Consider the following 26,257-nt stretch of genomic DNA (forward strand, 5'->3'; position numbering starts at 1 on the left):
GTCCATCCTGAAGCCGCGCCGGAGCCCCGATGCAACTCAGCCCCAAAGCCGTCACCTTCATCGCGCTCCTCGTCGCCGCCGTGCTGTGCTACTTCAGCGCCACCGCCGCGGCCGGGCTGATCGAGCGCGGATCGCAATCGGCGGTGAAGACGGCGCTGATCGAGGGCGGGCACGACTGGGCCGCAGTGGAGACCGACGGGTTGCAGGTGCTGATCTCCGGCACGGCGCCCTCCGAGGCGGCCCGCTTTCGGGCGCTCTCCGCGACCGGCGCCGTGGTCGATGCCTCGCGGGTGATCGACCAGATCGAGGTGGAGCCGGCCAAGCCGATCACCGCGCCGCAGTTCTCCATCGAGATCCTGCGCAACGACGACGGCATCTCGATGATCGGGCTGATCCCCGCCGAGGTCGACCGGGACGCCTTTGCCGGGCGGATCACCCAGACCGTGGGCAACGACATCGCGGTGACCGACCTACTTGAAACCGCCGACTACCCGCTGCCCGACGGCTGGGACCGCGCGGTGAAGTTCGGGCTCTACGCGCTCAAGATGCTGCCGCGGTCCAAGGTCTCCATCGCCGCCGACCGGGTGGCGGTGACCGCCATCAGCTCTTCGGGTGCCGAGAAGCGCAGGCTCGAAACCATGCTGGCCCGCGAGGCCCCCGAGGGCGTGCAGCTGGTGGTCGACATCAGCGCGCCGCGCCCGGTCATCACCCCCTTCACCCTGCGCTTCCTGATCGACGAGAACGGCACCGCCCGTTTTGACGCCTGCTCCGCCGACACCGAGGAGAGCCGCCGGCGTATCCTCGCCGCCGCCCGCGCGGTCGGCCTCGAGGGCCAGGTCGATTGCGTGCTGGGCCTCGGCGTGCCCACGCCCGACTGGGCCCGGGCCGCCGAACAGGCCATTGCCGCCGTGGGCGAGCTGGGCGGCGGGGCGATCACCTTCTCCGACGCCGACATCTCGCTGGTCGCTCTCGCCGGCACCTCGCAGGCCTCCTTCGACAAGGTGGTTGGGGAACTGGAGAGCAACCTGCCGGAGGTCTTCTCGCTGGCCTCCTCGCTGCCGGAAAAGGCCAGCGTGGACGGCACCGGCGAGGCCGACCAGGGCCCGCCCGAGTTTGTGGCCACGCGCTCGCCCGAGGGTCGGGTGCAGCTGCGCGGGCGCGTCACCAACGAGCAGGTGCGCGAGGCCGTGAAGAGCTTTGCCCAGGCCAGCTTCGGCTCGGAGGCCGTCTATCTCGCCACCCGGCTCGACCCCGACCTGCCCGATGGCTGGCCGATCCGGGTGCTGGCGGGGCTGACCGCGCTCGGCCACCTCAACAGCGGCTCGGTGGTGGTGCAGCCTGCCTACATCGAGGTGCGCGGCACCACCGGCAACCCCGATGCCAAGGCCGAGATCGCCCGCCATCTCGCCGAGAAGCTGGGCGAAGGCGCGCATTACGAGATCGCCGTGACCTACGAGGCCCAGCTCGACCCGCTCGCCGACCTGCCGACGCCCGAGCAATGCGTGGCCAGGATCGTTGCCATCAACGAGGCCACCAAGATCACCTTCGAGCCCGGCTCGACCGAGATCTCCGGCCCTGCCGTGGGCGTGATGGACCGGATCGCCGAGGTGCTGAAGGGCAAGTGCTCGGAGGTCGACTTCGAGATGGAGATCGGCGGCCACACCGACAGCCAGGGCCGCGAACAGATGAACCAGCAGCTCTCGCAGCAGCGCGCCGACGCGGTGCTGAAGGCGCTGATGGACCGCCGGGTACTGACCTCGGGCATCACCGCCACCGGCTACGGCGAGGAAATGCCCATCGCCGACAACGACACCGAAGAAGGCCGCGAGGCCAACCGCCGCATCGAGTTTACCCTCGTGTCCGAAGACGCCCTCGACGCGGCCGAAGAGGCTGGCGCTGACGGGAGTGATGGGGCAGAAGGTGAAGACCCGGCGGATGCCGGGGCCGAAGACCAGGAAGGCGAGGCGGAGACCACGGGTGAGTAGATCGGAATTCATCATCGTCACGGCGATCATTCTCTTCGTGGCGTTCATGCTCGGCTGGTTCGCCAACTGGCTGATCCACCGGCTCAGCCGGGTCACCCAGTCGGAGATGGGCGAGCTCGACAAGATGGCCCAATCGCTCCACGAGGCCGAAGAGACCCGCGATCAGGCCATCGCCTACCTGCAAAGCCGCGAGGCCGAGCTGACCAACCAGCTCTCCCAGACCGAAGCCGAACTTTCCGCCGCGATGGACGGGCTGCGCGATGCCCGCCGCGAGGCCGAGGAGCTGCGCAGCTACATCGAGCGCCACCAGCAGGCCGGATGAGCGGGCCGCCCCCGCTCGCGCTTCACATCTGCAACGCCCGCGGCGCGCTCGACGCGCTCGCCCCCTGGCTCGGCGACCTTGTCCGCGCCACCCATGCCCGCGCCGCCGCCCGCCTGCCGCTCGGGCCGCTCGACGTGGTGCTGCGGGCCGGCAGCGCGGTGATCGCCGAGAAGGGCCACCTGGGCCTCGCGCCCGGCCCCGGCACCCTGATCCTGACCGTCGACCCGGAAAGCCCCGCATTGGCCGAGAACGCCAACGAGAGCTTCGAGCGGATGGTGGCGCATGAGCTGCACCACGCCGCGCGCTGGGACGGGCCGGGCTATGGCGCGAGCCTCGGCGCGGTGCTGGTGTCGGAGGGTCTTGCCTGCCACTTCGCGCAGGAGCTTTTCGGCTCGCCGCTGGAACCCTGGGAAGGCGCGGTGCCGGATGCACTTGAGAGCCACCGAGAGACGATCCGCACGCTCTGGTCGGATCCGGGGTATGACCACAACGAGTGGTTCTTCGGTACCGGCGCCTACCCGATGTGGCTGGGCTATTCGGCCGCCCGCCAGCTCGTGGCCCGCTACTTTGCCGAGCACCCGACGGCCACCGCTGCCGCCCTCGCCCATGACCCGCCGGAGCGGTTTCGCGCACTGCTGTGAGCCGCGATGGCCATGGGGCCCGCGCTGGGGCCGACCACAGGGCTCACCAGCGCTTCAGCGCGTTCTCGTCGGCCTCCACGGCCGCGACCCAGCCCGCGCCGTCGCGGGTCAGCTCCTTCTTCCAGAAAGGCGCGCGGCTCTTGAGGTAATCCATCAGGAACTCCGCCGCCTCGAAGGCGGCTGCGCGATGCGCCGAGGCGGTGGCGACCATCATGATCTGGGCGCCCGGCTCCAGCCGCCCGTGCCGGTGGATCACCAGCGCCCCGGTCAGCGGCCAGCGGCGTCCGGCCTCCTCCACGATCCCGGTGATCGCCTTCTCGGTCATGCCGGGATAGTGCTCGATCTCCATCGCCTCCAGCCCGCCGGCCACATCGCGCACCACGCCGGTGAAGCTCACCACCGCGCCCGCGCCGGCCTGCGACGCGGAAAAGCGGTTGAGCTCGGCGCCCGCGTCGAAGCTCTCGGGCTGAACCCGGACCTCGGACATCAGCCGGCCCCCTTCATCCACCCGTCATCGGCGGGAAGAAGGCCACCTCGCGCACGCCCGCGAGCGGCGCATCGAAGTCGGCAAGCTCCTGGTCGAGCGCCACGCGCAGCGCCGTGACATCCTCGAAGGCCGCGGCATAGCGCGGCTCGCGCGCGCGCAGTTCCTCGACCAGCCCGGCCACCGTTGCCGCGCCGGTCTCGACCGCCTCGCGCGGCAGGCCGATCCGCTCGCGGACCCAGGCGAAGTAGAGCACATCCACCTTCATTTCGGCCCCTTCAGGAACGGCTGCGCCTTGCGCCAGTAGTCCCAGCCGGTGGCCAGCGTGAGCCCGGCGGCGACCCAGAGCACCCAGGTGCCGGTGACCGTGGCCCAGCCTGCGGGCCCGTCGCGGAAGCGGGCGAGGCCGCCCGGACTGTCGCCGCGGTGGGTGAGCCAGTCGAGCCCGGTGCCGAGGAAGAGGATGGCGATGGCGACCATCTGCGCCGTGGTCTTCCACTTGGCGAGCCGGGTCACCTTGAGGGTGCCCGCCGTGTCGCCCAGGAACTCGCGCAGCCCGCTGACGAAGACCTCGCGGAACATGATCAGCGTTGCCGGGAGCAGGATCCAGGGGTTCATGCCGGAGAAGCCGGTGATCACCAGCAGCGCGATCACCACCATCGCCTTGTCGGCAATCGGGTCGAGCATGGCGCCGATCTTGGTTTCCTGCTTCCACTTCCGGGCGAGCCAGCCATCGAAGAAATCGGTGATGGCGGCGGCCATGAAGAGCACCAGCGCGAACCAGTCGGCCCAGGGGCGCTGGAAGTAGAGGAACATCACCGCCACGCCGGGTGCGGCGAGCAGGCGGAGGGCCGTCAGGATATTTGGGATCGTCCAGACCATGACCCGGGTTTACCCCAGAGGCCCGGAACACGGAAGTGGCACGATTTCACGCCAGTGCAACGCTCGCGGCGGCGCGATTCGTGCTATGCTCGCGGTGGACAGGGGAGCACCGATATGCCGGGACTACTCGAGGAGGCGCAGGGGCGCTACAGCGGCACGGGCCGCTGGGCCGATGGCAAGGGCGACAGCCACGCCTACACTGTCGAGCTCGAACTGGCGCCCGAGGGCGAACTCGGGCTGTGGCTGCGGTTCCGCCATGTCTTCGTCGAGGAGAAGACCCCCGATGTGGTCATGGAGATCCCGATGCAGGCCACCGCCCCCGGCATCCTCACCTTCGAGATCCAGGGCATGCCGCAGGGCCTGGGGTATTACACCCAGAGCGCGCTGCACTTCACCCTGCCGGTGCCCAATGCCACGGTCGAGGCCACCCATCTGTTCGAGAACGGGGGCTGCCATGTGCTCGGCTCGAGCCAGAAGAACGCGCTCGGGCGCTACGTGATGTGGGAGGAGCGGCTGCGGCGGGCGTAACCGCCCCGGCTTCAGCCCTTTTCGTGGAAGAAGTCGTAGATCTTCTGCGCCAGCCCCTCGCTGATTCCCTCCACCGCCTTCAGGTCGGCCAGCGCCGCGCGGCTCACCGCCTTGGCGGAGCCGAAATGCGCCAGCAGGGCCCGCTTGCGGGTGGCCCCTACCCCCGGCACCTCGTCGAGCGGCGTGGCTGTCATTGCCTTTGCCCGCTTGGCCCGGTGCGTGCCGATGGCGAAGCGGTGCGCCTCGTCGCGCATCCGCTGGATGAAGTAGAGCACCGGGTCGTTGTGGCGGAGCGCCATGGGGCGCTGGCCGGTGCGGTGAAACTCTTCCTTGCCGGCGTCGCGGTCGATCCCCTTGGCGACGCCGATGAAGGGCACGTCCTCCACTCCCAGCTCCGCCATGATCTCGGCCACGGCGCTCACCTGCCCCGCGCCGCCGTCGATCAGCAGCAGGTCGGGCCAGGCCTCGGACTGGCGGTCGGGGTCTTCCTTCAACAGGCGCTTGAAGCGGCGCGACAGCACCTCCTTCATCATCCCGAAGTCGTCGCCCGGCGTCAGCTCCTCGCCCTTGATGTTGAACTTGCGGTACTGGCTCTTCACCCAGCCGTCGGGGCCCATCACCACCATGCCGCCCACGGCGTTGGTGCCCTGGATGTGGGAGTTGTCGTAGATCTCGATGCGCCGGGGCGGCCCGGCGAGGTCGAAGGCTTCGGCCAGGCCCTTGAGCAGCTTCGACTGCGCCGCGCTTTCGCTCATCTTGCGAGCCAGGCTCTCGCGGGCGTTGCGCAGGGCGCCCGCCACCAGCTCGGCCTTTTCGCCGCGCTGGGGCACGTTCACCTCCACCTTCCGGCCCGCGGCCTCGGTCAGCAGCTCCTCCATGATCTCGCGGTCTTCGATATCGTCGGAAAGCAGCACCAGCCGGGGCGGCTCCTTGGTGGAATAGAACTGCGCCACGAAGGCCTGAAGCACCTCCGCCGGGCTCTCGGCGCCGCCGAGCCTCGGGTAGTAGTCGCGGTTGCCCCAGTTCTGGCCGGCCCGGATGAAGAACACCTGCACGCAGGCCTGCCCGCCCTCCATGTGCAGCGCCATCACGTCGGCCTCCGGCGTGGAGCGCGGGTTGATCCCCTGCGTCGTCTGCACCGCCGTCATCGCGCGGATGCGGTCGCGCAGCGCGGCGGCCCGCTCGAACTCCATCGCCTCGGAGGCCGCCTGCATCTGCTCGGCCAGCTGCGCCTGCACCTTGGTCGACCGCCCCTGGAGGAACCGCTCGGCGTCGCCCACCAGCGCGCCGTAATCGGCCTCGCTGATATGGCCCACGCAGGGCGCCGAGCAGCGCTTGATCTGGTAGAGCAGGCAGGGGCGCGTGCGGGTCTCGAAGGTGGCGTCGGTGCAGTTGCGCAGCAGAAAGACCTTCTGCAGCTGGTTCAGCGTGCGGTTCACCGCGCCCGCGCTGGCGAAGGGGCCGTAATAGGCGCCCTTCTCGGTCTTCGCGCCCCGGTGCTTCTTGATCTGCGGAAAGGCGTGATCCTTGGCCACGAGGATGTTTGGAAAGCTCTTGTCGTCGCGCAGCAGCACGTTGAACTTGGGCTTCAGCTGCTTGATGAGGTTCTGCTCCAGCAGCAGGGCCTCGGTCTCCGTTGCAGTGGTGAGAAACATCATTGAGGCGGTCTCGGAGATCATCCGCTCGATCCGCGGGCTGTGGCCCGTGGGCCGCGCATAGGAGCTCACCCGCGCCTTCAGGTTGCGCGCCTTGCCGACGTAAAGCACGCGGCTCTCGACATCGAGCATGCGATAGACGCCGGGCGAGCCGTCGAGATGGCGCAACTGCGCGCGTATGACCTCGTGACCGGTATCCATGGCGCCTACTTGATCTTGATCATGATTCCCTATCATGGCTGCAATGGTAGGGGGGCAGGGGCAAGAGGAAAGCTCTCCACCGTTTCTGTGGATAAGTCTTGGGAGAATTCTCGGGGAGCCAAGAATTCCCGTTGTATATCGGCGGATTCCGGCCTTTGCCTATTTTTTAGGCGTATACGTAACGCGTTGATATCGCACCGAATTATTCTTTCAGCTCCGTAAATAAATGAAATCATTAGGGAATTTTTAACGGTTTTGTGACAGTTCGCGCGTTGATGGATAACTCTGCTTGCCCAACCTCTCGTGCCGGGCTTGTCAGGACCCTGGCGGACGTTGCGGCAACTTGCGGAGCCCTCTGGTCAGGACACCACGACCACAAGATATGCCACGTAAAGCAGGCTGAAAACGACCCCCACCAGGCGGCCCATGTTTTGCCGCAGGAAAACGAAGGGGATGAGCGCGAGGGCGGCGGCCAGCATGACCCAGAGGTCGAACCTCTGGATCTCCGGGTCCACCGGGATCGGGCCGACAAAGCTGGCGAGACCGATGATCGCGAGCAGGTTGAACATGTTGGAGCCGATCACGTTGCCCAGCGCCACGTCGGCCTGGTTGCGCAGCGCGGCCATGACCGTGGTGGCCAGCTCGGGCAGCGAGGTGCCGATGGCCACCAGCGTGAGCCCGATCACCGTGTCGGAGACGCCCAGCACGGTGGCGATGCGCACCGAGCTGTCGACCAACAGATCGGCGCCCAGCGGCAGGCCGACGAGGCCCAGCACGGTGAAGACCCCGATCTTCCACCAGGGCATCGACGGGTCGGCACCTTCGAGCTCTTCCGCGTCGTCGGCGCCGTAATCCTGGCTCGCGGTCGTGCGGCGGTGGCTGCGGGCGGTGCGGATCGCATCCCAGAGCACGCCCGAGAGGGCCGCCACGAGGACCAGCCCGTGCCACCAGCGGATCGGGCCGAAGAAGCAGGCGGCGATGAACAGCAGGGTGGCCGCGATCATGAAGACGAAGCTGCGGCGGGTGTCGTGATCCCTTGTGGCCAGCACCCGCATGAGCGCCGGAACGCCGAGCACCAGCAGCACGTTGGCGATGTTCGAGCCCACCACGTTGCCCAGCGCCAGCCCGCCGGCGTTGTCGCGCACCGCCTTGACCGAGATCAGCAGCTCGGGCGCGGAGGTGCCGAAGGCCACGATCGTCAGGGAGACGATCAGCGCCGGGATGCCCAGGCGCAGCGCGATGTTCACCGCGCCCCGCACCAGCGCGTCACCGGCAAGCAGCAGGATGACGAGCCCGAGGCCCGCGATCAGGAGATCAACGGTCATGGCTCAGCTCTTTCCGCAGGCACAATCGCCCGTCCCGATCCGGAAGGCGCCGCATTTGGGGCATTTCCTGGCGGTCTCGACCCGCTTGGCCGGGGGTTTGCGCCTGGTGACCTTCTTCTTGCCGAAGATGGCCAGCACGCCCATGGCGGCAAGAAAGAAGATGACGGCCTTCAGCAGCATCTAGAGCCCGAACCTCGCCCACATGGCCCGCTCTTCGGCGGCGCCGACGGCCCCGGTCACCGCTTCGGCGCCGAGGCGGCGCAGCAGGCTGCGGCGCGGGCCGTGCACGATGAAACGGGTCTTGTCGCCGAAGCGGGCCTTCATGGTGGGCACGAGGTGGCCGACTGCATCGGCCAGCCCGACCTCGACAGCCTGCGGGCCGACCCAGATGTCACCGGTGAACAGGTCTGCACCCTCGGCCAGCCGGGGGCCGCGGCGCGATTTAACCTGGTCGATGAAGTTGCCGTGGATGACCTTCTGGAGGGCCTTCAGCCTGGCCACGTCCTCGGGTTTCTCGGGGCGGAACGGGTCCATGAAGCTCTTGCTCTCGCCCGCGGTATGCACCCGCCGCTCGATGCCGTGCTTCTGGATGAACTCGGTCAGCCCGAAGCTCGCCGAGATCACACCGATGGAGCCGGTGATGGAGTTGGCGTCGACGATGATCTCGTCGGCCGCCGTGGCCAGCCAGTAGCCGCCCGAGGCCGCGACATCCTCGACGAAGGCAAAGACCGGAACGCCCTTTTCCTCCGACAGGCGGCGGATGCGGGCGGCGATCAGGGCGCTCTGGGTGGGCGACCCGCCGGGGCTGTTGATCTGGAGCGCCACCGCGGCAGGCTTACCCTTGCGAAAGGCGCGCTCGATCGGCGCGGCCATGGCGGCATCGTTCATGCCGCGCGCGCCCATGCCAATCGCGCCCTGAAGGCGGATCACCGACACCAGCGGCGGGCGCGGGGCAAAGGGAATGGGCAGGCGCATGGGGCTTCATGTAAGGGCGCGCAGATGCCGGAGCAAGGCCGGGTGACGAAACGTTCACATGTGCAGGGACGGCGCGGCCCCTAGCGGTCTTCGCGGGCAAAGAGCCGCCAGGTCTGCATCAAGGCCCGGTCGGCGCGGGACCGGATCTCGGCGCGGGACGGGGGCGGGGCGGCGTGGATGGCGCGGCGGATTTGGCTGTCGCCCAGCAGGAGCGCGAGATAGGTTTCGCAGATCGTCGCCGCGTCGCCGCCCTTCAGTGCGCGCTCGTCGAGCGCCTTCTGGCAGAGCGCCTCGATCATCGGTTGCACGCGGCTCCGGCCCGCCTCGGCGAGTGCGGCCCCGAGGCTCCCGGTCGGGTCGCCAGCGGCGGCGCGGGCCAGGGCCACGGCGCGGGGGGCGGTGAGGAGGTCGAGCAGCACGGGGCCGAGGCCATCGAGCGCCTCGAGCGGCGAGGCGTCCTCGGCCAGCGCCGCCTCCAGCCGCGCCACCAGCGCCTCGCCGTTGCGTGCGGCCATGGCGCGGAACAGGCCGAGCTTGTCGCCGTACCAGTTGTAGAGCGTCTCGTTGCTGGCCTTCGCCGCCTTGGCCACGGCCAGCATCGACATGCCTGCCGCGCCCTTCTGCTCCAGCAGCACATAGGCCGCCTCGATGATCTCGGCTTCCCGCTTCGCCCGGGTTTCGTCGCGCATCCGCCATCCCCTGTTGACAGCCTACCGTATACATGGTTACGGATTAGGCGCAAGCGTAACTTACTGTACGGATATCTCGATGACCCAAGCCTTCCGCCTCACCGCTCTTCTGGGGCTTCTGCTCAACGGAGCGCTCTTCGGTTTCTTTTATGCCTGGGTCTGTTCGACCATGTGGGGGCTCGACGCCGCAGCGCCGGAGGTTGCCATCCGGGCCATGCAGGCCATGAACGCCTCTGTCCGCAATGCGGTGTTCGCCCCAGCGTTCTTTGCCACCGGGCCGGTGCTGCTGGTCGCCGCCCTGCTGGCCTGGCGAAGCGGCCAGCGCGCCCTGGTCGCGGTGTTGCTGGCGCTGGCCGGTCTTGTGGTTCTTTGCGGCGGCACGGGTCTCACCATGGTGGTCAACGTGCCGATGAACGAGGCGCTGGCCCTCGTGACCGAGGCGCAGATCGAGAGCGGTGCAGCGGCGATCTGGGCCGAGTATTCCGCCCCCTGGCAGGTCTGGAACCAGATCCGCACCGCGCTCACCGGCCTCGGGCTCGCGCTCACCGGCGCGGCCCTGCTGGCGGCGCGGCAGGCCGGAGCCTAGGCCCCGGTGATCTCGGCCATCGCGGCGAGGAAGGCGGCCACCTCGCCCTCGGTGTTGTAGTGGCACATCGAGACCCGCAGGCAGCCGTCGTATCCGAGCGGGGTCAGCACGTTGCCCGAGTAGTGGTCGGCCTTGCGGGCATGGGTGCGGATGCCGCGCTCGCGCAGGGCCGAGACCAGCTCCTCCGCGCTCTGCCCCTCGACCACCAGCGAGACAAGCCCCTCCCGCGCCGGGTTGTCGGCCCCGCCGAGCACGGTGACGCCGGGCAGCTCGGTGAGCCCCTTCTGGTTGCCGGTGCCGCGCAGCATGGCTTCGGTCAAATCCCACTCATGGGCGTGGATCGCCCGCGCGGCCGCCTCGATTCTGGCCCGCTGGTCGCCGGTCTCGCCCAGGGCTTCGCCAAGCCACGTGAAATAGTCGATCACGTCGGAGAAGGCGGCATAGGCGCCGGTGTCGCGCGTGCCCATCTCCCAGGAGCCGCCGCCCTGAAGCGTGTCATGCGGGCAGGCGGCGAGCCGGTCGGAGAGCCAGGCCAGGCCGAAGCCGTGGCGCGAGAACATCTTGTAGGGCGAGACGACGTAGCCATCGACGCCCGCGGCCGCCACGTCGACATGGCCATGGGCAGCGTGCTGGATGCCGTCGACGATGATGGTGCACTCGGGCGAGACGGCGCGGATCGCCGCGGCAATCGCCGCCACGTCCATGCCCATGCCGGTGACCGGCGAGGCGTGGACGATGGTGGCCACCCGCACGTCGGGTGTCATTGCCGTTGCATAGGCCTCGGGGCCGACGGTGCCGCTGGCGTCGTCATGGAGCACCACGACATGCTCCAGCCCGGCGGCCTCGGCGCCCAGGGCCGCCGCCGAACGGCTGGCCGGGTGCTCCATCGTCGAGCTGATGACCTTGCCGCCTTTCCCGCGCCACGCGTTGCAGGCAGCGCGCGCCAGGCGGAACAGCAGCTCGGTGCCGCTCTCGCCCACGATCACCTGCCCGCCCCGGGCGTTGAGAAAGCAGGCTGCGTCAGCCTTGGCCTTGGCGATGACCGCAACGAGATGCGCCGAGGTCGGGTTGTCGCGGCCCTGGTTGTCGGGGATCGCGGCATAGGTGGCGGAGGTCTCGACCACGCTCTTCAGCGTCAGCGCGCCGCCCGCGTTCTCGAAAAAGATCCGCTCGCCGGTAAACGGGTCGGTCCCGACATGGGCGAACCGCGCCCGAACCTCTTCGATCAACTCAGCCTTGTTGCCCAGCATATGCGCCTCCTTGCCTGCCCCCGATCTATGCCCTGCGCCGGTGCGTCACAAGCGACACTTGCTTTTGATCAATCGTTTGATCAATACTCGAACATGGACAACACCCCGACTCGCGACGCCCTCCTCCATGCCGGCCTGCGGCTCTTCGGGGCACAGGGCTATGCCGCCGCCTCCACCCGCGCCATCGCGGCGCAGGCAGGCACCAACGTGGCCTCCATCGCCTATCACTTCGGCGGCAAGGCCGGGCTGCACGAGGCCTGCCTCGACGAGGTCGCCCGCCGGATGGGGCAGCTCTCGGAGCCGCCCGTCGCGGCGGCCGCCTCGCCGCAGACCGCGCGTGACGCGCTGGAGGCGCTGCTGCGCCGGGCGGTCTCCTTCATGTTCACCGCCGACGCCGCGGGCGAGATCGTGCCCTTCGTGCTGCGGGTGCTGACCGAGGGCGGCGCGGCCTCCGAGGTGCTCTATGACCGTCTGTTCCTGCCGCGCCACCGGATGCTCTGCCATCTCTGGTCGGTCGCTACTGGCCAGCCCGCCGAGAGCGAGGCCACCCGGCTGGCGGTGTTTTCCTTTATCGGGCAGATCGTCTATTTCCGCATCAACCGGGCCTTCGTGCTGCGCCGCATGGACTGGGGCGCCGCCGGGCCTTCAGAGGCGGAGGCAATAGCCGACACGCTGGCCGAGCATCTCCATGCCGCCCTCGAAAGGAGCCGGCCATGAGCTTCGTCTGCGCCATCCCCGTGGTCTCCGCCCTCTTTGCCAGCTGCGCCCCGCCGCTGCCCTTTGCCACCGGCTATGTCGAGGGCGAATACACGCTGGTGGCCCCCATCGCCTCGGCGCAGGTTCGCGGCGTTGCCGTGGCGCGCGGCGACCGCGTCATGCCCGGCGACCTGCTGGTCGAGATGGAAAGCCGCGATGCCGAGATCGCCCTGGCCCAGGCCGAGGCGGCGCTGGCACAGGCGCAAAACCAGCTTGCCAACCTGACCGAGGGCAAGCGCCCGGAAGAGATGAAGGTGCTCGAAGCCGCCTTTGCCTCGGCCCGCGCCCGCGAGGCCGAGGCCGAGCGCGAGGCGGGCCGCATGGCGCAACTGGCCGAGCGCGGCGCGGCCACCTCCGCCCAGCGCGACGATGCGGCGACGGCGGCAGAGGTCGCCCGCGCCGCCGTGGCCGAGGCCGAGGCCCAGCTCGCCGTCGCCCGCCTGCCCGCCCGTGCGCAAGAGATCGCCGCGGCGCAGGCGCAGGTCGAGGGGGCGAAGGCCGCCCGCGACCAGGCCGAGTGGGCGCTGTCGCAACGGCGCCTCACTGCGCCGGTCGCCGGCCAGATCACCGACATCATCCGCATCGCGGGTGAAAACGCCGGCCCCTCCGCCCCCGTGCTCTCGCTGCTGGGCGACGGCGCGGTGAAGCTCCGGCTCTACGTGCCCGAAACCTCGGTGTCGCAGATTGCCCCCGGCTCCCGGCTTACCGTCAATTGCGACGGCTGCGGCACGGGGCTGACCGCCACGGTCAACTACGTGGCCGACGGCCCCGAGTTCACGCCGCCGGTGATCTACTCGCTGGAGAACCGGCAGAAGCTCGTCTACCTCGTCGAGGCCCGGCCCGACGGCGAGGCACGGCTGAAGCCGGGCCAGATCGTTGATGTCGACCTGCCTGGCGAGGGCACCGAGTGAGCGCCGAGCCCGCCATATCGGTGAGGGGGCTGACCAAGCGCTTCGGCGACAAGACGGTGGTCAACGACGTGTCGCTCACCGTGGAGCGCGGCGAGATCGCGGGCTTTCTCGGCCCGAACGGCTCGGGCAAGACCACGACGATCCGGCTGATGTGCGGGCTGCTGACCCCCGACAGGGGCGAAGGCCGGGTGCTGGGGCACGACATTCTCACCGAGGGCCGCAAGATCAAGCTGAAGGTGGGGTACATGACCCAGCGGTTCAGCTTTTACGAAGACCTCACGATCGAGGAGAACCTGCGGTTCGTGGCCGGGCTCTATCGCCTGCCCCGCAAGCGGCAGGTGGTGGAGGACACGCTGAAGGACCTCGGGCTGCACTCGCGCCGCACCCAGCTGGCGGGCGCTCTTTCGGGCGGATGGAAGCAGCGGCTCGCGCTGGCCGCCTGCATCATGCACAAACCCGACCTTCTGCTGCTCGACGAGCCCACCGCCGGGGTGGACCCGAAGGCGCGGCGCGAGTTCTGGGACGAGATCCATGCGCTTGCCGCCAAGGGGCTGACGGTGCTGGTGAGCACGCATTACATGGACGAGGCCGAGCGCTGCCACCGGATCAACTACATTGCCTATGGCACCCTGGTGGCCCGCGGCACCGTGGAGGAGGTGGTGAGGGAGGCCGGTCTCACGACCCTGCATCTGACCGGCACCGCGATCCAGACGGCGGAGGCGGGGGCCGCTCTCAAGGGCGCGAAGGGCGTGGAGCAGGTGGCCCATTTCGGCGCCGACCTCCATGTTGTCGGGCGTGACGGCAAGGCGCTCAGCGCCTCCGCCGAGCGGGTGGCCCGCGAGACCGGCTGCACCCTGACCGCCTCCGAGACCTCGCTGGAGGATGTGTTCATCCGCCTGATGAGCGAGAGCACGGACAACATGGCATGATCACACGGGTCCTCTCCCTTGCGCGCCTCGGCACGCTGATCGCCAAGGAAGGCATCCAGATGCGGCGCGACAGGCTGACCTTCGGGATGATGCTTGGCGTGCCCCTGCTGCAGCTGGTGCTCTTCGGCTTCGCCATCAACACCGACCCCAAGGAGCTGCCCGCCGCCCTCGTCGCCCCCACCCAGGACCGCTACACCCGGGCGATGATCACAGCGCTTGAGCTGACCGACTATTACCGTTTCATCGCGCCCAATGCCTCGGCGGCGGAGGCCGAGCGGATGATCGCGCGGGGCGAGGTGTCTTTCGTGGTCACCGTGCCGTCGGACTTCGGGCGCCGGGTCGAGCGCGGCGATGCGCCGACGATCCTGATCGAGGCCGACGCCTCCGACCCCGCCGTTGCCTCGGGCGCCATCTCCACCCTGAGCCAGGTTGCCGCCGATGCGCTGCTGCGCGAAACCGGGCAGGAGGCCGAGGCCGCTGCACGCACCGCCAGCCAGCTGCAGGTGGTGGTTCACCGGCGCTACAACCCCGAGGGCATCACCCAGTACAACATCGTGCCCGGCCTGCTCGGCGTGATCCTGCAGCTCACCATGGTGATGATGACCTCGATGGCGCTGACCCGCGAAACCGAGCGCGGCACGATGGAGAACCTGCTCTCCATGCCCGCCACGCCGCTCGAGATCATGCTGGGCAAGATCGTGCCCTACCTCGTGGTCGGCGCGGTGCAGGTGGCGGTGGTGCTCATCGCCGCCCGCGCCATGTTTTCGATCCCCTTCGTCGGCGACCTCGGGCTGCTGCTCTTCGGGGTCTTCGTCTTTGTCCTGTCGCTGGTGATCCTGGGCTACCTCATCTCCACCGTCTCGCGGACCCAGATGCAGGCGATGCAGATGACCTTCTTCTTCTTCCTGCCGTCGCTGCTGATCTCGGGGTTCATGTTTCCCTACCGGGGGATGCCGCTCTGGGCGCAATACCTGGGCGAGATCTTTCCGCTGACGCATTTCTTGCGGCTCGTGCGCGGGGTGATGCTGAAGGGCGCCGGGCTGGCAGATGTGGCGGCGCCGCTCGCCGCGCTGGCGCTCTTCACCGGCGTGCTGACGCTCGCCACCCTCGTCCGGTTCCGCCGCACGCTGGACTGAGCCCGCGCCTCCGCCCGCGGGGTCCGGCGATCGCGCCGGTGGAACGCCCTGTCAGACGAACCCCGCCACCGCCCGCACCCGCGCCGCGTTGTCCGCGGCGAGCGAGCCATCCTCGTGCAGCAGGGAGTTCTCGAAGCCGACCCGCATCTTGCCGCCCGCTGCCCTCGCCGCGCGCAGGCAGGCGCTCTCGCCCTGCCCGAAGGCGCAGACCGCCCAATCCGCCGCCCGGCCGCCCAGCCAGCGCAGGAAGGGCTCCAGCATCGCGGGCTCCGAGACCTGTCCCGCCACGTATCGGCCCAGCACGAAGATCAGCTGCGTTTCCGGCTGCACGCCGCCCGGCAGCACGCGCTCGAGGTGCATGGCATCCTCCGGGTCGTAGAGGATGTGCTGCACCGCGATCCCCCGCGCCTCTGCCTCGGCGTAGAGCCGCGCCGCCAGCCCCTCGCCATCCCGGCAGATCTCCCGAACCGAGACCGAGACCATCTCGGCGCCCGAGTGCAGCGCCACATGGGCCTGGTGCGCCGGAAGGTAGCGCCCGCCCGCCTCTGTCGTCACCTGCACCGCCAGCCCCGGCAGCGCGCGCGCCAGTTCGGCCAGCGCCTCGCGGTAGGCGCCCGAGTCGAGCAGGTGCCCGCCCTCGTCGTCGCGCAGGTGCAGGTGCAGCCCGTCGGCGCCCGCCGCCATGCACTCGCGGGCGCAGCGCACCACCTCCCAGAGGGTCAGCGGAACGCGCGGGTGGTCGTCGTGGGTCTTGCTGGCGCCGTTGGGGGCCACCATCAGGCGGGGCAGGGGCATGGCCGGTCTCCTCCCGGCCAAAGTCCCGCCCGGCGGGCGCGAGGTCAAGCGCCGAGCGGCTCCCGGCGGATCAGATGAAAGCGCCCGTCCTCGGCCTCGCCGAACAGGCAGAGGCTTCCGATCCGGAACGGGCGCGGCAGCAGCCCGTCGAGCCGCGCGGCAAGCTCCGCCTCGGCGCGTGCGGCCTCCGGCTCTTCGAGCTTGCCGCTCAGGGTGAGATGAAAGCGGAACTCCTCCTGCACATAGGGGTAGCCCCAGCGCAGCAGCAGCGCGTCCTGCCGCGCGGTCAGCCCCGCGCCGCGCCGCCGCGCCAGCTCCTCCGCCCCGGCAGGGGCGCGAAACCCGTCGAGCTCTGCCACCACCCGCGCGGCAAGTTCCGCCAGCGGCCCGGCATCGCCCTCGGGCACCAGCGCGAGAAACCGCCCGATCCGCGCCAGCCGAAGCCCCGCCAGCACCACCGGCGCCGCGGTGGCGCAAAGCGCGCCCAGCGCCGCGGCCAGCGCCTCGGCACCCTGCCCCTCCACCAGCCGGAACGGCGGCTTGATGGTGCCATGAAACCCGTATTTGCGCGGCGCCGCGGTAAGCGCGGCCATGTCGAGCCCTGCCACCCGCGGCTGCGCCACCGCGCGGCCCGCCACCGCATCCCAGCCGAGCCAGGCCGCGCCGAATGCCGCCAGCGGGCCCTCGGGCGGGGCGTAATACACCGCGTATCGGCTGTAACCTGCCATCCGCCGAACCCTCGTTCACCCTTGCGACACCCATGTGACGCACGCCCGCAAACTGCGGCGAGATTTAGAGAAAGAGAAGGCCGAACGGCCACAGGAGGCAACCGAATGTTAACAACGCCGCAGCTAACCTGCCTCGCATCAGCTTGCCAAAAGGATGCAGGAGGACACCATGTCAACTCAGCCAATCCCCTTTCCGGCGCCCACGCTCGCAACGGCGACGGCGGTCTCCACCCGCCTGCGCGCGCTGGTGCTCGACGATGACGATATCGACCATCTCCGCCTCCAGCGGATCTGCGAGCGCGCCGGCCTCGACCTCGACATCACCGAGGCCTACACCATCGCCGAAATGCGCGAGAAGCTCGACACGCCGTTCGATGTTGCCTTCATCGACTACAACCTCGGCATGGAAACCGGGCTCGACGCGCTGAAGGTGCTGCTCGGCCACGAGGAACAGACCCAGGTGATCCCGATCATGCTCACCTCCGTCACCCGCCGCGCCATCGCCGTGGAGGCCATGCGCCGCGGCTGCGCCGACTACCTGGTGAAGGAGGAGCTCTCGGTCGACAACCTGCGCAAGTCGATGGTCTCCGCCTTCGAGCGCCGCATGTTCTATGCCTCCATCGCCGATGCCCGCGCCTTCCAGGCCCGGATGCGGCACATGATCCAGCAGTTTCTCACCTCCTGCGGGCCGGAGATGCGCGAAATCCTCTCCAACACCCTCGCCCACATCCGCAAGGTGCGGGCCGCCGAGGGCGGCACCTCGGGCGATGCCCATGTGACCCTGCTCGAGCGCGGCTGCAAGGATCTCGTGGTGTTTCTCGATGACCTGATGTCCATCGTCGAGCAGAGCAAGCTGGAGACCGCGCGCAACATCAAGCTCGTGAACAGCACGCATTGACCCGGAGCAGGCTGGCCCGATGACCCGCAATCCCCAGGCAGAGAGCCCATCGACCAAGGTGCTGTCGCGCCGACTCACGCTGATCGCCGTGGGGGTCGTGCTGACGGTGAGCCTGCTCTACGGCTCCTACCACGTGTTCACCATGCGGGCCGCCGCCCTGCAGGCCAGGGAGGCCGCGCTCCAGCAGCGGGCCAGCTTCTATGCCGGGCAGATCTCCTGGGTGTTCCGCGAAATGCAGGATCAGGCCGCCACCCTGGCACGCCACCCCCCCGTGGCCGGGATCATCCGCGCCAGCGCCGACCCGCATGCGATCGACCCCGCCGACGGCTCGTCGCTCGAGCAGTGGAAGGACCGGCTGGCCGTGATCATGGCCAACAAGATGGAGGTGCATCCGCATTTCACCAACATGCGGCTTATCACCGCCGCGGACGGCTGGCGCGAGTTCGTCCGCGTCGACCGGGGCGACGGGGGCCCGTTGCGCGTGGCGGAAGAGGCGCTTCAGATCAAGGGCGCCGAGCCCTACCTGGCCCGGCTCAAGGCCAGCCCCTCCACCCTGCCCTATTTCTCCGAGATCACCTACAACCGCGAACATGGCAAACCCGATGGCGGACCAGTCACGATCCGCTTCATCCAGCCGATCCGCGGCCCCGCCGGAGGCCTGTTCGGCGCGCTCGTCTTCAACGCCGATTACGAGTTGCTGCTGCAGACCGCACGGCCCGAAGTGCTGCGCAACCAGCGGGTCGCGGTGGTCAACAGCGCGGGCGACTACCTGATCTTCGAGCCGGAAGGCAGGACATCGCGCTTGCACCACAACACCGACCCGGGCTTCCGGCCCCTGCCCGAGGTGGAGGCCCTGGGCAACAGGCTGGGAGAGCACGCATTTGCCAACCTCGACGAGGAGATGGTTTATCTGTCCTCCGTGCCGATCCGCAACACGCTGCACTTCCCGGTGAAACTGGGCGTGATGACCTTCGGCAAGCGCGACGCGCTCGATGGCCCCATTGCGGGCGTCGTGCTCCGCCACGCCCTGCTCACCGTCGTTCTCGTGGGCTTCGCCGGGGCGATCACCCACCTGATGGCCGCAGAGGTGGGAGCCCGCTTCGAAAATCTGACCCATGCGGTGCACCAAAGCCACGCCCGCCTCGGCTGGACCCTGCGCAACATGGCCGACGGGCTCATCACCATCTCCGGCGAGGGCCGGATCGAGGAGATCAACCCGGCCGCCGAGGCGATGTTTGGCTACGCGGCGGAGGAGGTGGCAGGCCAACCCCTGACCATGCTGATGTTTCCCGATGATGCCGATGGCCACCAGGGCCACGTGGGGCGATCGCAGGTCGGCCCGCAGCGCACCAAGATGGCCGGCAACCGCGAGATCTACGGACGCCACAAGTCGGGCCGCCGCGTGCCGATCGAGATCTCGGTCAGCCGCGCCGAGCTGAACGGCGAGACCAAGTTCATCGGGATGGTCCGCGACATCACCGAGCGCCATGCCGCCGAGCGCCGCCTTTCGGAGCTGGTCACCCAGCTGCGGCGCTCCAACGAGGATCTCGACCAGTTCGCCTATGTCGCCAGCCACGACCTGAAGGCACCGCTCCGGGTGATCCAGAACGCCTCGCAATGGCTGGCCGAGGATCTCGACCCGCACCTGACCGACGACACCCGCGAGAGCCTCGCCCTTCTCCAGGGTCGGGCCCGCCGGATGGAGCGCCTGCTGAACGACCTGCTCGAGCACTCCCGCATCGGCCGCACCAACCAGCCCGACGAGGCCGTGACCGGCCCGGATTTCGTTGCCAGCCTCACGGACCTGCTGAACATCCCCGCCGGCATGCATTTCGAGACCGAGGGGTTTGACAGGGTCACCCTGCCGCTGATGCCGCTCCAGGTGGTGCTGCTCAATCTTGTCTCCAACGCGATCAAGCACCACGACCGGCCCGACGGCAGCGTCTTGCTCTCGCTTACCGAACGGTCGGAGGCCTGGCACTTTACCGTTGCCGACGACGGCCCCGGCATTGCGCCCGCGTTCCACGAGCGGGTGTTCAAGATCTTCCAGACCCTGCGCCCGCGGGACGAGGTCGAGGGTTCGGGCATGGGCCTCGCCATCGTGCGCAAGCATGTCGAGGTCGCCGGCGGCCGCATCGAGCTCATCTCGGACGGCACGCGGGGCACCGTCTTCCACCTCACCTGGCCGCGCCGCGCGGGCACCGCCGTTGAAGGCCTGGCCGCATGAACGCCCATGTGCCGACCCCCACCGCGCAGAACGTGCTGAACATCATCCTCATCGAGGATGACGACGGCGATGCAAAGGCAGTGCTGCGGGCGCTGTCCCAGTCCCGCATCGCCAACCCGGTGCACCGGATGCGCGACGGCATCGAGGCGCTGGCCTTCCTGCGCGGCGAGGGCGCCACCCGGCCGCCCGAGCATTACGTTGTCCTGCTCGACATCAACATGCCCCGGATGAACGGCCACGAGTTCATGGCCGAGCTGCGCAACGACCCCCGGCTCAACCGCGCCGTGGTCTTCATGCTCTCCACCTCCCGGGACGAGACCGACATCGCCCGCGCCTACGACAAGAACGTCGCGGGCTACGTGCTCAAGGGCAACGCGGGCATGGATTTTCTGAGGCTGATCAACGGCGTCGAGCATTTCTGGCGCATCGTCGTCCTGCCCGACATGACCCAGCCCGGACAGCCGCGCGGAGGATGACATGGCGCTGCGTGTCCTGGTGATCGACGATGACGCGGGCGACCGCAAGCTGGTGCGCCGGCTGATCGGCCAGCGCGACGGCGATACCGAGGTGCAGGAGGCCGCCAGCGGGGCCGAGGCCACCGCCTCCGACATGCCCGAGCCCGACATGATCTTTCTCGATTACCTGCTGCCCGACGGAAAGGGCGTGGAGTTCATCGCGCCGCTGGCGCAGCGCTGGCCCCGGGCCGCCATCTGCATGATGACCGGCCAGGGCGACGAGGAGATCGCCAAGGAGAGCATCCGGCGCGGCGCGATCGACTACCTGCCAAAGCGCAACATCTCTGCCCCCGCGCTCGGCCGGGTGATCGAAACCGGCTGCAAGCTGGCGCGGATGCGCTGGCAGATCGACGAGCAGCGCGACGACCTCTCGGTGTTCTCCGAGGTGCTGGTGCACGACCTGAAGGCCCCGATCCGCTCCATGCGCTTTCTGGTCGACAAGCTGAACGAGGATCTCGCCGAGGGCCGCGACACCGATGTGCAGCGCGACGTGCAGCTGATCGGCAAATCCGCCGACCGGCTGAACGACCTGGTCATCAGCCTCGCCGGCCATGTGCACTTCGACCGCGAGTGCGTGGCCGAGGAGATCACCGCCGCCGTGCTGATCGAAGATGCCAGCCAGTCGCTGCTGGCCGAGATCGAGCGGACCGGGGCGCGCATCTGCGCGCAGGGCGACGCGCGGCTCACCTGCCACGCGCCGCAGATCGTGCAGCTGTTGCAGAACCTGATCGGCAACGCGATCAAATACGCCGGGGCCAACCCGCCCCGGGTGACCATCCGCTGCACCGAGGAGGCCGAGGCGGTGCAGCTTTCGGTCGCGGACAGGGGAATCGGCGTGCCGCCCGAGTACCGGCAAACCATCTTCGAGCCGTTCAAGCGCCTGCCCGTCGCGGCGGCGATCCCCGGCACCGGCCTAGGCCTCGCCACTTGCCGCAAGATCGTCGAGCGGCACGGCGGGCGCATCTGGTGCGATGACTCGGTGACCGAGGGCACGATCATCCATGTTCGCCTGCCGCGCCGGACGCAGGGCCTCGCCCGCTCCGCCTGACCTGGCGCAACCCCCGTTGCAGCCCCGCGTCGATGCTCTACCATCCGGTCAGCCCGATCCCAGCCGCAGGAGCCCCCCGGTGACCAAGCACGACACCCCGACCGCCCCCCATGCCATCTATGGTGTTCACCGCTGGGGCCGCGGCCTTGTGGAGGTGATGGACAGTGGCGAGATCGGGCTGGTGAACCCGCTCGCCCCCGGCGCCAAGCCGGTGAGCCTGCCCGGCGTCATGACGGCGCTTTCGGAGCGCGGCATCCAGACCCCGGTGCTGCTGCGGATCACCCAGTTCCTCGAATACGGGCTCACCCGGGTGACCGGCAGCTTTGCCGAGGCGATCGAACGGGCGGGATACAAGGGCAGCTATCGCGGCGTGTTTCCGATCAAGGTGAACCAGCAGGAACAGGTGGTGCGGCGCCTGGTCGAATACGGCGCACCGATGGGCTACGGGCTGGAGGCGGGCTCCAAGCCCGAGCTGGTCATCGCGCTCGGCCAGCCGCTTGCCCGCAATGCGCTCATCGTCTGCAACGGCACCAAGGACGAGGAGTTCGTTCGCCTCGCCACGCTCTCGCGCCGCGCCGGGTTCAACACCTACATCGTGCTGGAGAGCCTGAACGAGGTGGAAATCGCGATCCGCGTCGCCAAGGAGCTCGGCATCGACCCGCTGCTCGGCGTGCGGATCAAGCTGACCAACCAGATCGGCGGGGCCTGGGCGGCAAGCTCGGGCGACCGCTCGGCCTTTGGCCTCAATTCCGAACAGCTGGTTACGGCTGTGGAAAAGCTGAAGGCCGCCGGCCTTCTTCATTGCCTCACGCTCCAGCACTCGCACCTCGGCTCCCAGATCCCCGACGTGAACGACGTGCGCCGTGCCGCCACCGAGGCTTGCCGCTACTTCACCGAGTTGCTGGCCGAAGGCGTGCCGCTCACCCACCTCGACCTCGGCGGCGGGCTCGGCATCGACTACACCGGCGAGGCCCGCGCCACGGAATCCTCGGTCAACTACTCGGTGGCCGAATACTCCTCGTCGATCGTGGAAACGGTAAAATACGCGATGGACGAGGCGGGGGCGCCGCATCCGACGCTGGTGACCGAGAGCGGCCGCGCCGTGGTGGCGCTTTCGGCCGCGCTCATCTTCGACGTGCTGGAAACCACCCGCTACGACGTGGAGAGCGCGCCCGAGCCGGAGCCGGGCGACCACCACCTCGTGTCGGACCTGGCGGGCATCGCGCGCTACCTCGAGCCGCGCAGGCTTCAGGAGTGCATCAACGACGCAAACTTCTATCGCACCGAGTTGCGGGCCATGTTCCGCCGCGGGGTGATCGGGCTGCGCGAGGTGGCGCGGGGCGAGCGGATCTACCTGTGGCTGATGTCGCGCATCCATGACCTTGCCGAGGCGCCCGGCGGGCCAACGGAAATTCTCGACCAGCTCGATACCACCGCCGACATTCTGCACTGCAATTTCTCGCTCTTCCAATCGCTCCCCGATGTCTGGGCGATCGACCAGCTGCACCCGCTGGTGCCGCTGCAACGGCTGAATGAGGCGCCAGACCGCCGCGCGATTCTGGCCGACATCACCTGCGACAGCGATGGCAAGATCGACCGCTTCATCCTCGACGGCGGCACTGCCTCCACCCTGCCCGTACATTCGGTGGCCGAAGGCGAGCGCTATCACTTCGGCACCTTCTTCGTCGGTGCCTACCAGGAGACCCTGGGCGATCTGCACAACCTCTTCGGCGATACCAATGTGGTCACCATCAGCCTGCGCGACGATGGCGGCTTCGACCTGGTGGAGGAGCTGGAGGGCGACACCATCAGCGAGGTGTTGAGCTACGTCGAATACACCCCGCGCGACATCTCGGACGCCTTCCGCAAGCGGGTGGATGCCGCGATCTCGGAGGGCGGGATCGACGCGAAGGAAGGCCGCGAGCTGATCGAGGCCTTCCGCAACAGCATGAACGGCTACACCTACTTCGAGTGAGGCTCAGGCAGATTTCTTCGGCCACTGCACGAAGATCGAGAGCAGCGCCAGCAGCCCCGAGCCCAGCATCAGCACCACCGATGTGGCGTTGAGCACCGGCGTGCTGCCCGCCTTCACCATGCGATCGTACATGGTGATGGTCAGCGGTGAGTCGGAGCCCACGAGGAACAGCGTGGTGTTGAAGTTCTCGAAGGAGACCAGGAAGGCCACCACGAAGGCCGAGAACATCGCCGGAAAGAGGAACGGCAGGGTTACGGTCAGCAGGGTGCGCGCCCGCGACGCGCCGAGGTTCAGTGCCGCCTCTTCGAGCGAGATGTCGAACTTCTCAAGCCGCGCGATGATGACCAGCGAGGTGATCGTGACGAGGAACGAGAACTGCCCCATCACCACCAGCGGGATGCCGGGGCGCAGCGAGGTGAGGAACACGCCGAACCACTGGTCGGCCAGCCCGGCGATGGTGGAGGCCAGCACCAGGATCGAGATGCCCAGGATCACCCCCGGTATCACCAGGGGCACCACCATCAGAACGTAGAGCGCGCTCTTGAACCTGAAGTCCTTGCGCACGAAGAGAAAGGCGTTGCAGGTGCCCACCGCCACCGAGAGCGCCGCCACGATGACGCCGATATAGAGCGAGTTGCCCATGCCCTGCAGCAGCCGGTCGTCGTGGAAGAGGCCCAGTTTCGGCTCGCTGGGCGAAAAGAACCAATCCCAGGTGAAGCCGTTCCACGGCAGCGACGGAAACATCGAATCGTTGAAGGCAAAGACCCCCGCCGCCACCAGTGGCGCGACGAGGTAGAGAAAGAAGGCCACCACGTAGCCCCGGTAGATCCACATCAGCCCGGCGGAACCCTGCATCGCGCTCACTCCTTGGCCACGGTGGTGGCCAGGCTTTGCCCGGTCAGCCGCAACCCGGCCCAGACCACGAAGGAGGTGAAGATCAGCAGGCTGACCCCGAAGGCCGAGCCGCTCTCCCAGTTATACCGGGTGATGAACTGGTTGTAGATCTGCTCGGTGAACCAGCTCGAGTTCTTGCCGCCCAGCAGGATCGGGGTGAGGTAGCTGCCCGCGGTCAGCATGAAGGTGATGATGCAGCCCGCCACGATGCCCGGCATGGCATAGGGCACGATGATCCGGCGAAACACGGTGAGCCGCGAGCCGCCGAGGTTGTAGCCCGCCTCCAGCAGCGCGTCGTCCATGCCCTGCAGGGTGCTCACCAGCGGCACGATCATGAACAGGATCACGGTGTAAACGAGGCCAATGATGACCGTCATGTCGTTGTAGAGCATCTCGACGGGTTGCGAGATGATCCCCCATTTCACCAGCGTCATCGAGATCACCCCGGTCTCGCGCAGGAGCACGATCCAGCCATAGGCGCGCACCAGGTCGGAGACCCAGAGCGGGATCAGGCACATCAGGAACAGGGCGGCGCGCGAGCGTTCGCGGGCGATCTTGGCGATGTACCAGGCGATCGGAAAGCCGATCACCAGCGCCAGCGCGGTGACCAGGATGCTCATCCAGGCGGTGCGCAGGAGCGTGTTGCGGTAGACCGGCTCGGTGATGAAGTCGATGTAGTTCTTGAAGCCGTACTCATACTGGTTGATCCCCACCTTCTCGCGGATCGACACGTAGCCGATGCCGAGTTGCGGCAGGATGATGAGAAGCGCGATCCAGAGCGCGAAGGGCGTGAACAGCAGGATCAGCGAAAGCTTGCCGGCATCGCGGCTCATTGGCCGGACCTCCGGCTGAAGATGCGGGCGCGCTCCGGGGTCCAGCTCACGTTGACCGCCTCGCCTTCGGTCGCGCCGGCGCGTTGCTCGGGGTCGGCCACCTCGATCAGCTGCCCGTCCGAGCGCACCAGGATGCGGCTGGAGGCCCCGTTGAAGAGCAGGCTGTCGACCGTGCCGGAGAGCGTGCAGCCCTCGGCCCCCGCGCCGAGCTTCAGCGCCTCGGGCCGCAGGAACACCTCCACCGCATCGCCGCTCTTGGCAGAGTCGGAGACGGTGCCCACCACCTCGCCGCCGCCTTTCAGGATCACCCGGCCTTGGCCGCCCTTCACCTCGCCCAGCTTGCCCTCGAGCACCGTCGCATCGCCGACGAAACCGGCCACAAAGCCCGAGGCGGGCGCGTCATAGAGCGCCTTGGGCGCCCCGATCTGCTCGAAGCGGCCGGCGTTCATGACGGCGACGTTGTCGGACATCACCAGCGCCTCCGACTGGTCGTGGGTGATGTAGAGAAAGGTGGTTTCGAACTGGTGCTGCAACTGCTTCAGCTCGATCTTCATGTGCTCGCGGAGCTTCAGGTCGAGCGCGCCGAGCGGCTCGTCCAGCAGCAGCACATCGGGCTCCAGCACCATGCAGCGGGCGATGGCGATGCGCTGCTTCTGGCCGCCGGAGAGCTGGTCGATCTTCTTGTCCTCGTTGCCCGGCAGGCCCACCCGCTCCAGCACGCGGGCCACCTTGGGGCCGATCTCGTGCCGGGGCTCCCTGCGGCAGCGCAGCCCATAGGCGATGTTCTCGCCCACCGTCATCATCGGAAACAGCGCGAGGTGCTGGAACACCATCTTCACGTTGCGCTTGTTGGGCGGCAATTTCACCACGCTCTCGCCCTTGATCTTGATGTCGCCCTCGCTTGGGCTTTCGAAGCCCGCGATCATCCGCATCAGCGTGGTCTTGCCGCAGCCCGATGGCCCGAGGATCGAGAAGAAGGAGCCAGAAGGGATGTCGAGCGACACGTCGGAAACGGCGGTGAATGTGCCGAACCGCTTGGTGACGTTCTGGCAGCTCAGGTCATGCATGGGCGGGTCTTTCTTCTTGGTC

At 68.4% G+C, this 26,257-nt stretch carries 28 protein-coding genes; 14 read left to right on the forward strand and 14 right to left on the reverse strand.

Annotated elements, in window-relative coordinates; all coding sequences use genetic code 11:
- Positions 1-29 precede the first annotated feature (29 nt).
- Genes BUR94_RS16170 through BUR94_RS16180 form a run of 3 tightly spaced genes read left to right on the forward strand, consistent with a single transcriptional unit; the run spans position 30 to position 2,948 of the window.
- Positions 30-1,985: an OmpA family protein gene (locus BUR94_RS16170; protein ID WP_074257201.1), complete on the forward strand. Its 1,956-nt coding sequence runs from the start codon at positions 30-32 to the stop codon at positions 1,983-1,985.
- Positions 1,978-2,307 carry a hypothetical protein gene (locus BUR94_RS16175; protein ID WP_074257202.1) on the forward strand — a complete coding sequence of 110 codons (330 nt, stop codon included), beginning with the start codon at positions 1,978-1,980 and terminating at the stop codon, positions 2,305-2,307. The genes BUR94_RS16170 and BUR94_RS16175 overlap by 8 nt, the downstream gene beginning before the upstream one ends.
- Entirely contained in the window at positions 2,304-2,948 is a 645-nt protein-coding gene (locus BUR94_RS16180) for a DUF2268 domain-containing putative Zn-dependent protease (protein WP_074257203.1), read from the forward strand. Before BUR94_RS16175 ends, BUR94_RS16180 begins: the two co-directional genes overlap by 4 nt.
- A 43-nt stretch (positions 2,949-2,991) precedes the next feature.
- On the opposite strand, the gene BUR94_RS16185 is transcribed toward BUR94_RS16180, so the two are convergent.
- The 3 genes from BUR94_RS16185 to pgsA are packed head-to-tail and all read right to left on the reverse strand — an operon-like array spanning position 2,992 to position 4,314.
- The gene (locus BUR94_RS16185; protein WP_074257204.1) at positions 2,992-3,435 is read right to left on the reverse strand and encodes a molybdenum cofactor biosynthesis protein MoaE; all 444 of its coding nucleotides are present in this window, start codon (positions 3,433-3,435) and stop codon (positions 2,992-2,994) included.
- A 13-nt stretch (positions 3,436-3,448) separates the two neighbouring features.
- Positions 3,449-3,694, reverse strand: a complete 246-nt coding sequence (gene moaD / locus BUR94_RS16190; RefSeq protein WP_074257771.1) for a molybdopterin converting factor subunit 1 — start codon at positions 3,692-3,694, stop codon at positions 3,449-3,451.
- Positions 3,695-3,696: 2 nt separating this feature from the next.
- Positions 3,697-4,314, reverse strand: coding sequence for a CDP-diacylglycerol--glycerol-3-phosphate 3-phosphatidyltransferase (gene pgsA, locus BUR94_RS16195; RefSeq protein WP_074257205.1), 618 nt, complete (start codon positions 4,312-4,314; stop codon positions 3,697-3,699).
- A 114-nt stretch (positions 4,315-4,428) separates the two neighbouring features.
- On the opposite strand from pgsA, the gene BUR94_RS16200 reads away from it, so the two are divergent.
- Positions 4,429-4,842 (forward strand): hypothetical protein, encoded by a 414-nt coding sequence (locus BUR94_RS16200; RefSeq protein WP_074257206.1) that lies wholly within the window; start codon positions 4,429-4,431, stop codon positions 4,840-4,842.
- Between the two features lie 11 nt (positions 4,843-4,853).
- Here BUR94_RS16200 and uvrC read toward each other — a convergent pair whose 3' ends face one another.
- The 5 genes from uvrC to BUR94_RS16220 all read right to left on the reverse strand — a co-directional run bounded on the left by uvrC (position 4,854) and on the right by BUR94_RS16220 (position 9,687).
- On the reverse strand, positions 4,854-6,698 hold the full coding sequence (uvrC, locus tag BUR94_RS16205; protein ID WP_245794505.1) for an excinuclease ABC subunit UvrC: 1,845 nt from the start codon (positions 6,696-6,698) through the stop codon (positions 4,854-4,856).
- A gap of 359 nt (positions 6,699-7,057) precedes the next feature.
- A complete protein-coding gene (locus tag BUR94_RS16210; protein WP_074257208.1) occupies positions 7,058-8,023 on the reverse strand; it encodes a calcium/sodium antiporter in 966 nt (321 codons plus the stop codon).
- Between the two features lie 3 nt (positions 8,024-8,026).
- The gene (locus BUR94_RS20780; protein ID WP_175570483.1) at positions 8,027-8,203 is read right to left on the reverse strand and encodes a hypothetical protein; all 177 of its coding nucleotides are present in this window, start codon (positions 8,201-8,203) and stop codon (positions 8,027-8,029) included.
- On the reverse strand, positions 8,204-8,998 hold the full coding sequence (locus tag BUR94_RS16215; protein ID WP_074257209.1) for a S49 family peptidase: 795 nt from the start codon (positions 8,996-8,998) through the stop codon (positions 8,204-8,206). It abuts the gene before it with no gap.
- Positions 8,999-9,078: 80 nt separating this feature from the next.
- Entirely contained in the window at positions 9,079-9,687 is a 609-nt protein-coding gene (locus BUR94_RS16220) for a TetR/AcrR family transcriptional regulator (protein ID WP_074257210.1), read from the reverse strand.
- A 79-nt stretch (positions 9,688-9,766) separates the two neighbouring features.
- Here BUR94_RS16220 and BUR94_RS16225 point away from each other — a divergent pair, with 79 nt between their 5' ends.
- A complete protein-coding gene (locus BUR94_RS16225) occupies positions 9,767-10,273 on the forward strand; it encodes an anthrone oxygenase family protein (RefSeq protein WP_074257211.1) in 507 nt (168 codons plus the stop codon).
- Here BUR94_RS16225 and BUR94_RS16230 read toward each other — a convergent pair.
- The gene (locus BUR94_RS16230; RefSeq protein WP_074257212.1) at positions 10,270-11,523 is read right to left on the reverse strand and encodes an aminotransferase class V-fold PLP-dependent enzyme; all 1,254 of its coding nucleotides are present in this window, start codon (positions 11,521-11,523) and stop codon (positions 10,270-10,272) included. The genes BUR94_RS16225 and BUR94_RS16230 overlap by 4 nt on opposite strands.
- A gap of 93 nt (positions 11,524-11,616) precedes the next feature.
- On the opposite strand from BUR94_RS16230, the gene BUR94_RS16235 reads away from it, so the two are divergent.
- Genes BUR94_RS16235 through BUR94_RS16250 form a run of 4 tightly spaced genes read left to right on the forward strand, consistent with a single transcriptional unit; the run spans position 11,617 to position 15,255 of the window.
- Positions 11,617-12,240, forward strand: coding sequence for a CerR family C-terminal domain-containing protein (locus tag BUR94_RS16235; protein ID WP_074257213.1), 624 nt, complete (start codon positions 11,617-11,619; stop codon positions 12,238-12,240).
- Positions 12,237-13,190, forward strand: coding sequence for an HlyD family secretion protein (locus BUR94_RS16240; protein WP_074257214.1), 954 nt, complete (start codon positions 12,237-12,239; stop codon positions 13,188-13,190). The genes BUR94_RS16235 and BUR94_RS16240 overlap by 4 nt, the downstream gene beginning before the upstream one ends.
- Positions 13,187-14,119, forward strand: a complete 933-nt coding sequence (locus tag BUR94_RS16245; protein ID WP_074257215.1) for an ABC transporter ATP-binding protein — start codon at positions 13,187-13,189, stop codon at positions 14,117-14,119. Before BUR94_RS16240 ends, BUR94_RS16245 begins: the two co-directional genes overlap by 4 nt.
- A complete protein-coding gene (locus BUR94_RS16250; protein ID WP_217694079.1) occupies positions 14,119-15,255 on the forward strand; it encodes an ABC transporter permease in 1,137 nt (378 codons plus the stop codon). Before BUR94_RS16245 ends, BUR94_RS16250 begins: the two co-directional genes overlap by 1 nt.
- Before the next feature lie 51 nt (positions 15,256-15,306).
- On the opposite strand, the gene BUR94_RS16255 is transcribed toward BUR94_RS16250, so the two are convergent.
- Both BUR94_RS16255 and BUR94_RS16260 read right to left on the reverse strand, forming a co-directional pair.
- Positions 15,307-16,050: a 3-keto-5-aminohexanoate cleavage protein gene (locus tag BUR94_RS16255; protein ID WP_074257217.1), complete on the reverse strand. Its 744-nt coding sequence runs from the start codon at positions 16,048-16,050 to the stop codon at positions 15,307-15,309.
- Between the two features lie 44 nt (positions 16,051-16,094).
- Complete coding sequence (locus BUR94_RS16260; protein ID WP_074257218.1) at positions 16,095-16,778, reverse strand: DUF1045 domain-containing protein; 684 nt, start codon at positions 16,776-16,778, stop codon at positions 16,095-16,097.
- A gap of 169 nt (positions 16,779-16,947) precedes the next feature.
- Between BUR94_RS16260 and BUR94_RS16265 the strand changes: the two genes are divergently transcribed.
- The 5 genes from BUR94_RS16265 (at position 16,948) to speA (ending at position 23,441) form a co-directional block, all read left to right on the forward strand.
- On the forward strand, positions 16,948-17,676 hold the full coding sequence (locus BUR94_RS16265; RefSeq protein ID WP_084193069.1) for a response regulator: 729 nt from the start codon (positions 16,948-16,950) through the stop codon (positions 17,674-17,676).
- Between the two features lie 19 nt (positions 17,677-17,695).
- Entirely contained in the window at positions 17,696-19,903 is a 2,208-nt protein-coding gene (locus BUR94_RS16270; protein WP_074257219.1) for a sensor histidine kinase, read from the forward strand.
- Positions 19,900-20,379 (forward strand): response regulator, encoded by a 480-nt coding sequence (locus BUR94_RS16275; RefSeq protein WP_074257220.1) that lies wholly within the window; start codon positions 19,900-19,902, stop codon positions 20,377-20,379. The genes BUR94_RS16270 and BUR94_RS16275 overlap by 4 nt, the downstream gene beginning before the upstream one ends.
- 1 nt (position 20,380) lies before the next feature.
- Positions 20,381-21,466, forward strand: a complete 1,086-nt coding sequence (locus BUR94_RS16280; RefSeq protein ID WP_074257221.1) for a sensor histidine kinase — start codon at positions 20,381-20,383, stop codon at positions 21,464-21,466.
- A 79-nt stretch (positions 21,467-21,545) separates the two neighbouring features.
- A complete protein-coding gene (gene speA / locus BUR94_RS16285) occupies positions 21,546-23,441 on the forward strand; it encodes a biosynthetic arginine decarboxylase (protein WP_074257222.1) in 1,896 nt (631 codons plus the stop codon).
- Between the two features lie 3 nt (positions 23,442-23,444).
- Here speA and BUR94_RS16290 read toward each other — a convergent pair whose 3' ends face one another.
- From BUR94_RS16290 to BUR94_RS16300, 3 genes are read right to left on the reverse strand one after another with little or no spacing between them, the layout of a single operon-like run.
- Positions 23,445-24,296 (reverse strand): ABC transporter permease, encoded by an 852-nt coding sequence (locus BUR94_RS16290; RefSeq protein ID WP_074257223.1) that lies wholly within the window; start codon positions 24,294-24,296, stop codon positions 23,445-23,447.
- Positions 24,297-24,301: 5 nt separating this feature from the next.
- On the reverse strand, positions 24,302-25,168 hold the full coding sequence (locus BUR94_RS16295; protein WP_074257224.1) for an ABC transporter permease: 867 nt from the start codon (positions 25,166-25,168) through the stop codon (positions 24,302-24,304).
- Entirely contained in the window at positions 25,165-26,235 is a 1,071-nt protein-coding gene (locus BUR94_RS16300) for an ABC transporter ATP-binding protein (protein WP_074257225.1), read from the reverse strand. Before BUR94_RS16300 ends, BUR94_RS16295 begins: the two co-directional genes overlap by 4 nt.
- Between the last annotated feature and the right edge of the window lie 22 nt (positions 26,236-26,257).

The organism is Vannielia litorea, assembly GCF_900142295.1.
Lineage (GTDB): Bacteria > Pseudomonadota > Alphaproteobacteria > Rhodobacterales > Rhodobacteraceae > Vannielia > Vannielia litorea.

Coding starts and splice junctions, on each gene's coding strand:
- BUR94_RS16255 (WP_074257217.1), bottom strand. CDS start 16,050: ATGCCCCTGCCCCGCCTGATGGTGGCCCCCAACGGCGCCAGCAAGACC.
- BUR94_RS16240 (WP_074257214.1), top strand. CDS start 12,237: ATGAGCTTCGTCTGCGCCATCCCCGTGGTCTCCGCCCTCTTTGCCAGC.
- BUR94_RS16230 (WP_074257212.1), bottom strand. CDS start 11,523: ATGCTGGGCAACAAGGCTGAGTTGATCGAAGAGGTTCGGGCGCGGTTC.
- BUR94_RS16200 (WP_074257206.1), top strand. CDS start 4,429: ATGCCGGGACTACTCGAGGAGGCGCAGGGGCGCTACAGCGGCACGGGC.
- BUR94_RS16260 (WP_074257218.1), bottom strand. CDS start 16,778: ATGGCAGGTTACAGCCGATACGCGGTGTATTACGCCCCGCCCGAGGGC.
- BUR94_RS16270 (WP_074257219.1), top strand. CDS start 17,696: ATGACCCGCAATCCCCAGGCAGAGAGCCCATCGACCAAGGTGCTGTCG.
- BUR94_RS16300 (WP_074257225.1), bottom strand. CDS start 26,235: ATGCATGACCTGAGCTGCCAGAACGTCACCAAGCGGTTCGGCACATTC.
- BUR94_RS16170 (WP_074257201.1), top strand. CDS start 30: ATGCAACTCAGCCCCAAAGCCGTCACCTTCATCGCGCTCCTCGTCGCC.
- BUR94_RS16275 (WP_074257220.1), top strand. CDS start 19,900: ATGAACGCCCATGTGCCGACCCCCACCGCGCAGAACGTGCTGAACATC.
- BUR94_RS16185 (WP_074257204.1), bottom strand. CDS start 3,435: ATGTCCGAGGTCCGGGTTCAGCCCGAGAGCTTCGACGCGGGCGCCGAG.
- BUR94_RS16290 (WP_074257223.1), bottom strand. CDS start 24,296: ATGCAGGGTTCCGCCGGGCTGATGTGGATCTACCGGGGCTACGTGGTG.
- BUR94_RS20780 (WP_175570483.1), bottom strand. CDS start 8,203: ATGCTGCTGAAGGCCGTCATCTTCTTTCTTGCCGCCATGGGCGTGCTG.
- pgsA (WP_074257205.1), bottom strand. CDS start 4,314: ATGGTCTGGACGATCCCAAATATCCTGACGGCCCTCCGCCTGCTCGCC.
- BUR94_RS16180 (WP_074257203.1), top strand. CDS start 2,304: ATGAGCGGGCCGCCCCCGCTCGCGCTTCACATCTGCAACGCCCGCGGC.
- BUR94_RS16280 (WP_074257221.1), top strand. CDS start 20,381: ATGGCGCTGCGTGTCCTGGTGATCGACGATGACGCGGGCGACCGCAAG.
- uvrC (WP_245794505.1), bottom strand. CDS start 6,698: ATGGATACCGGTCACGAGGTCATACGCGCGCAGTTGCGCCATCTCGAC.
- BUR94_RS16215 (WP_074257209.1), bottom strand. CDS start 8,998: ATGCGCCTGCCCATTCCCTTTGCCCCGCGCCCGCCGCTGGTGTCGGTG.
- BUR94_RS16220 (WP_074257210.1), bottom strand. CDS start 9,687: ATGCGCGACGAAACCCGGGCGAAGCGGGAAGCCGAGATCATCGAGGCG.
- BUR94_RS16225 (WP_074257211.1), top strand. CDS start 9,767: ATGACCCAAGCCTTCCGCCTCACCGCTCTTCTGGGGCTTCTGCTCAAC.
- BUR94_RS16295 (WP_074257224.1), bottom strand. CDS start 25,168: ATGAGCCGCGATGCCGGCAAGCTTTCGCTGATCCTGCTGTTCACGCCC.
- BUR94_RS16265 (WP_084193069.1), top strand. CDS start 16,948: ATGTCAACTCAGCCAATCCCCTTTCCGGCGCCCACGCTCGCAACGGCG.
- BUR94_RS16210 (WP_074257208.1), bottom strand. CDS start 8,023: ATGACCGTTGATCTCCTGATCGCGGGCCTCGGGCTCGTCATCCTGCTG.
- BUR94_RS16235 (WP_074257213.1), top strand. CDS start 11,617: ATGGACAACACCCCGACTCGCGACGCCCTCCTCCATGCCGGCCTGCGG.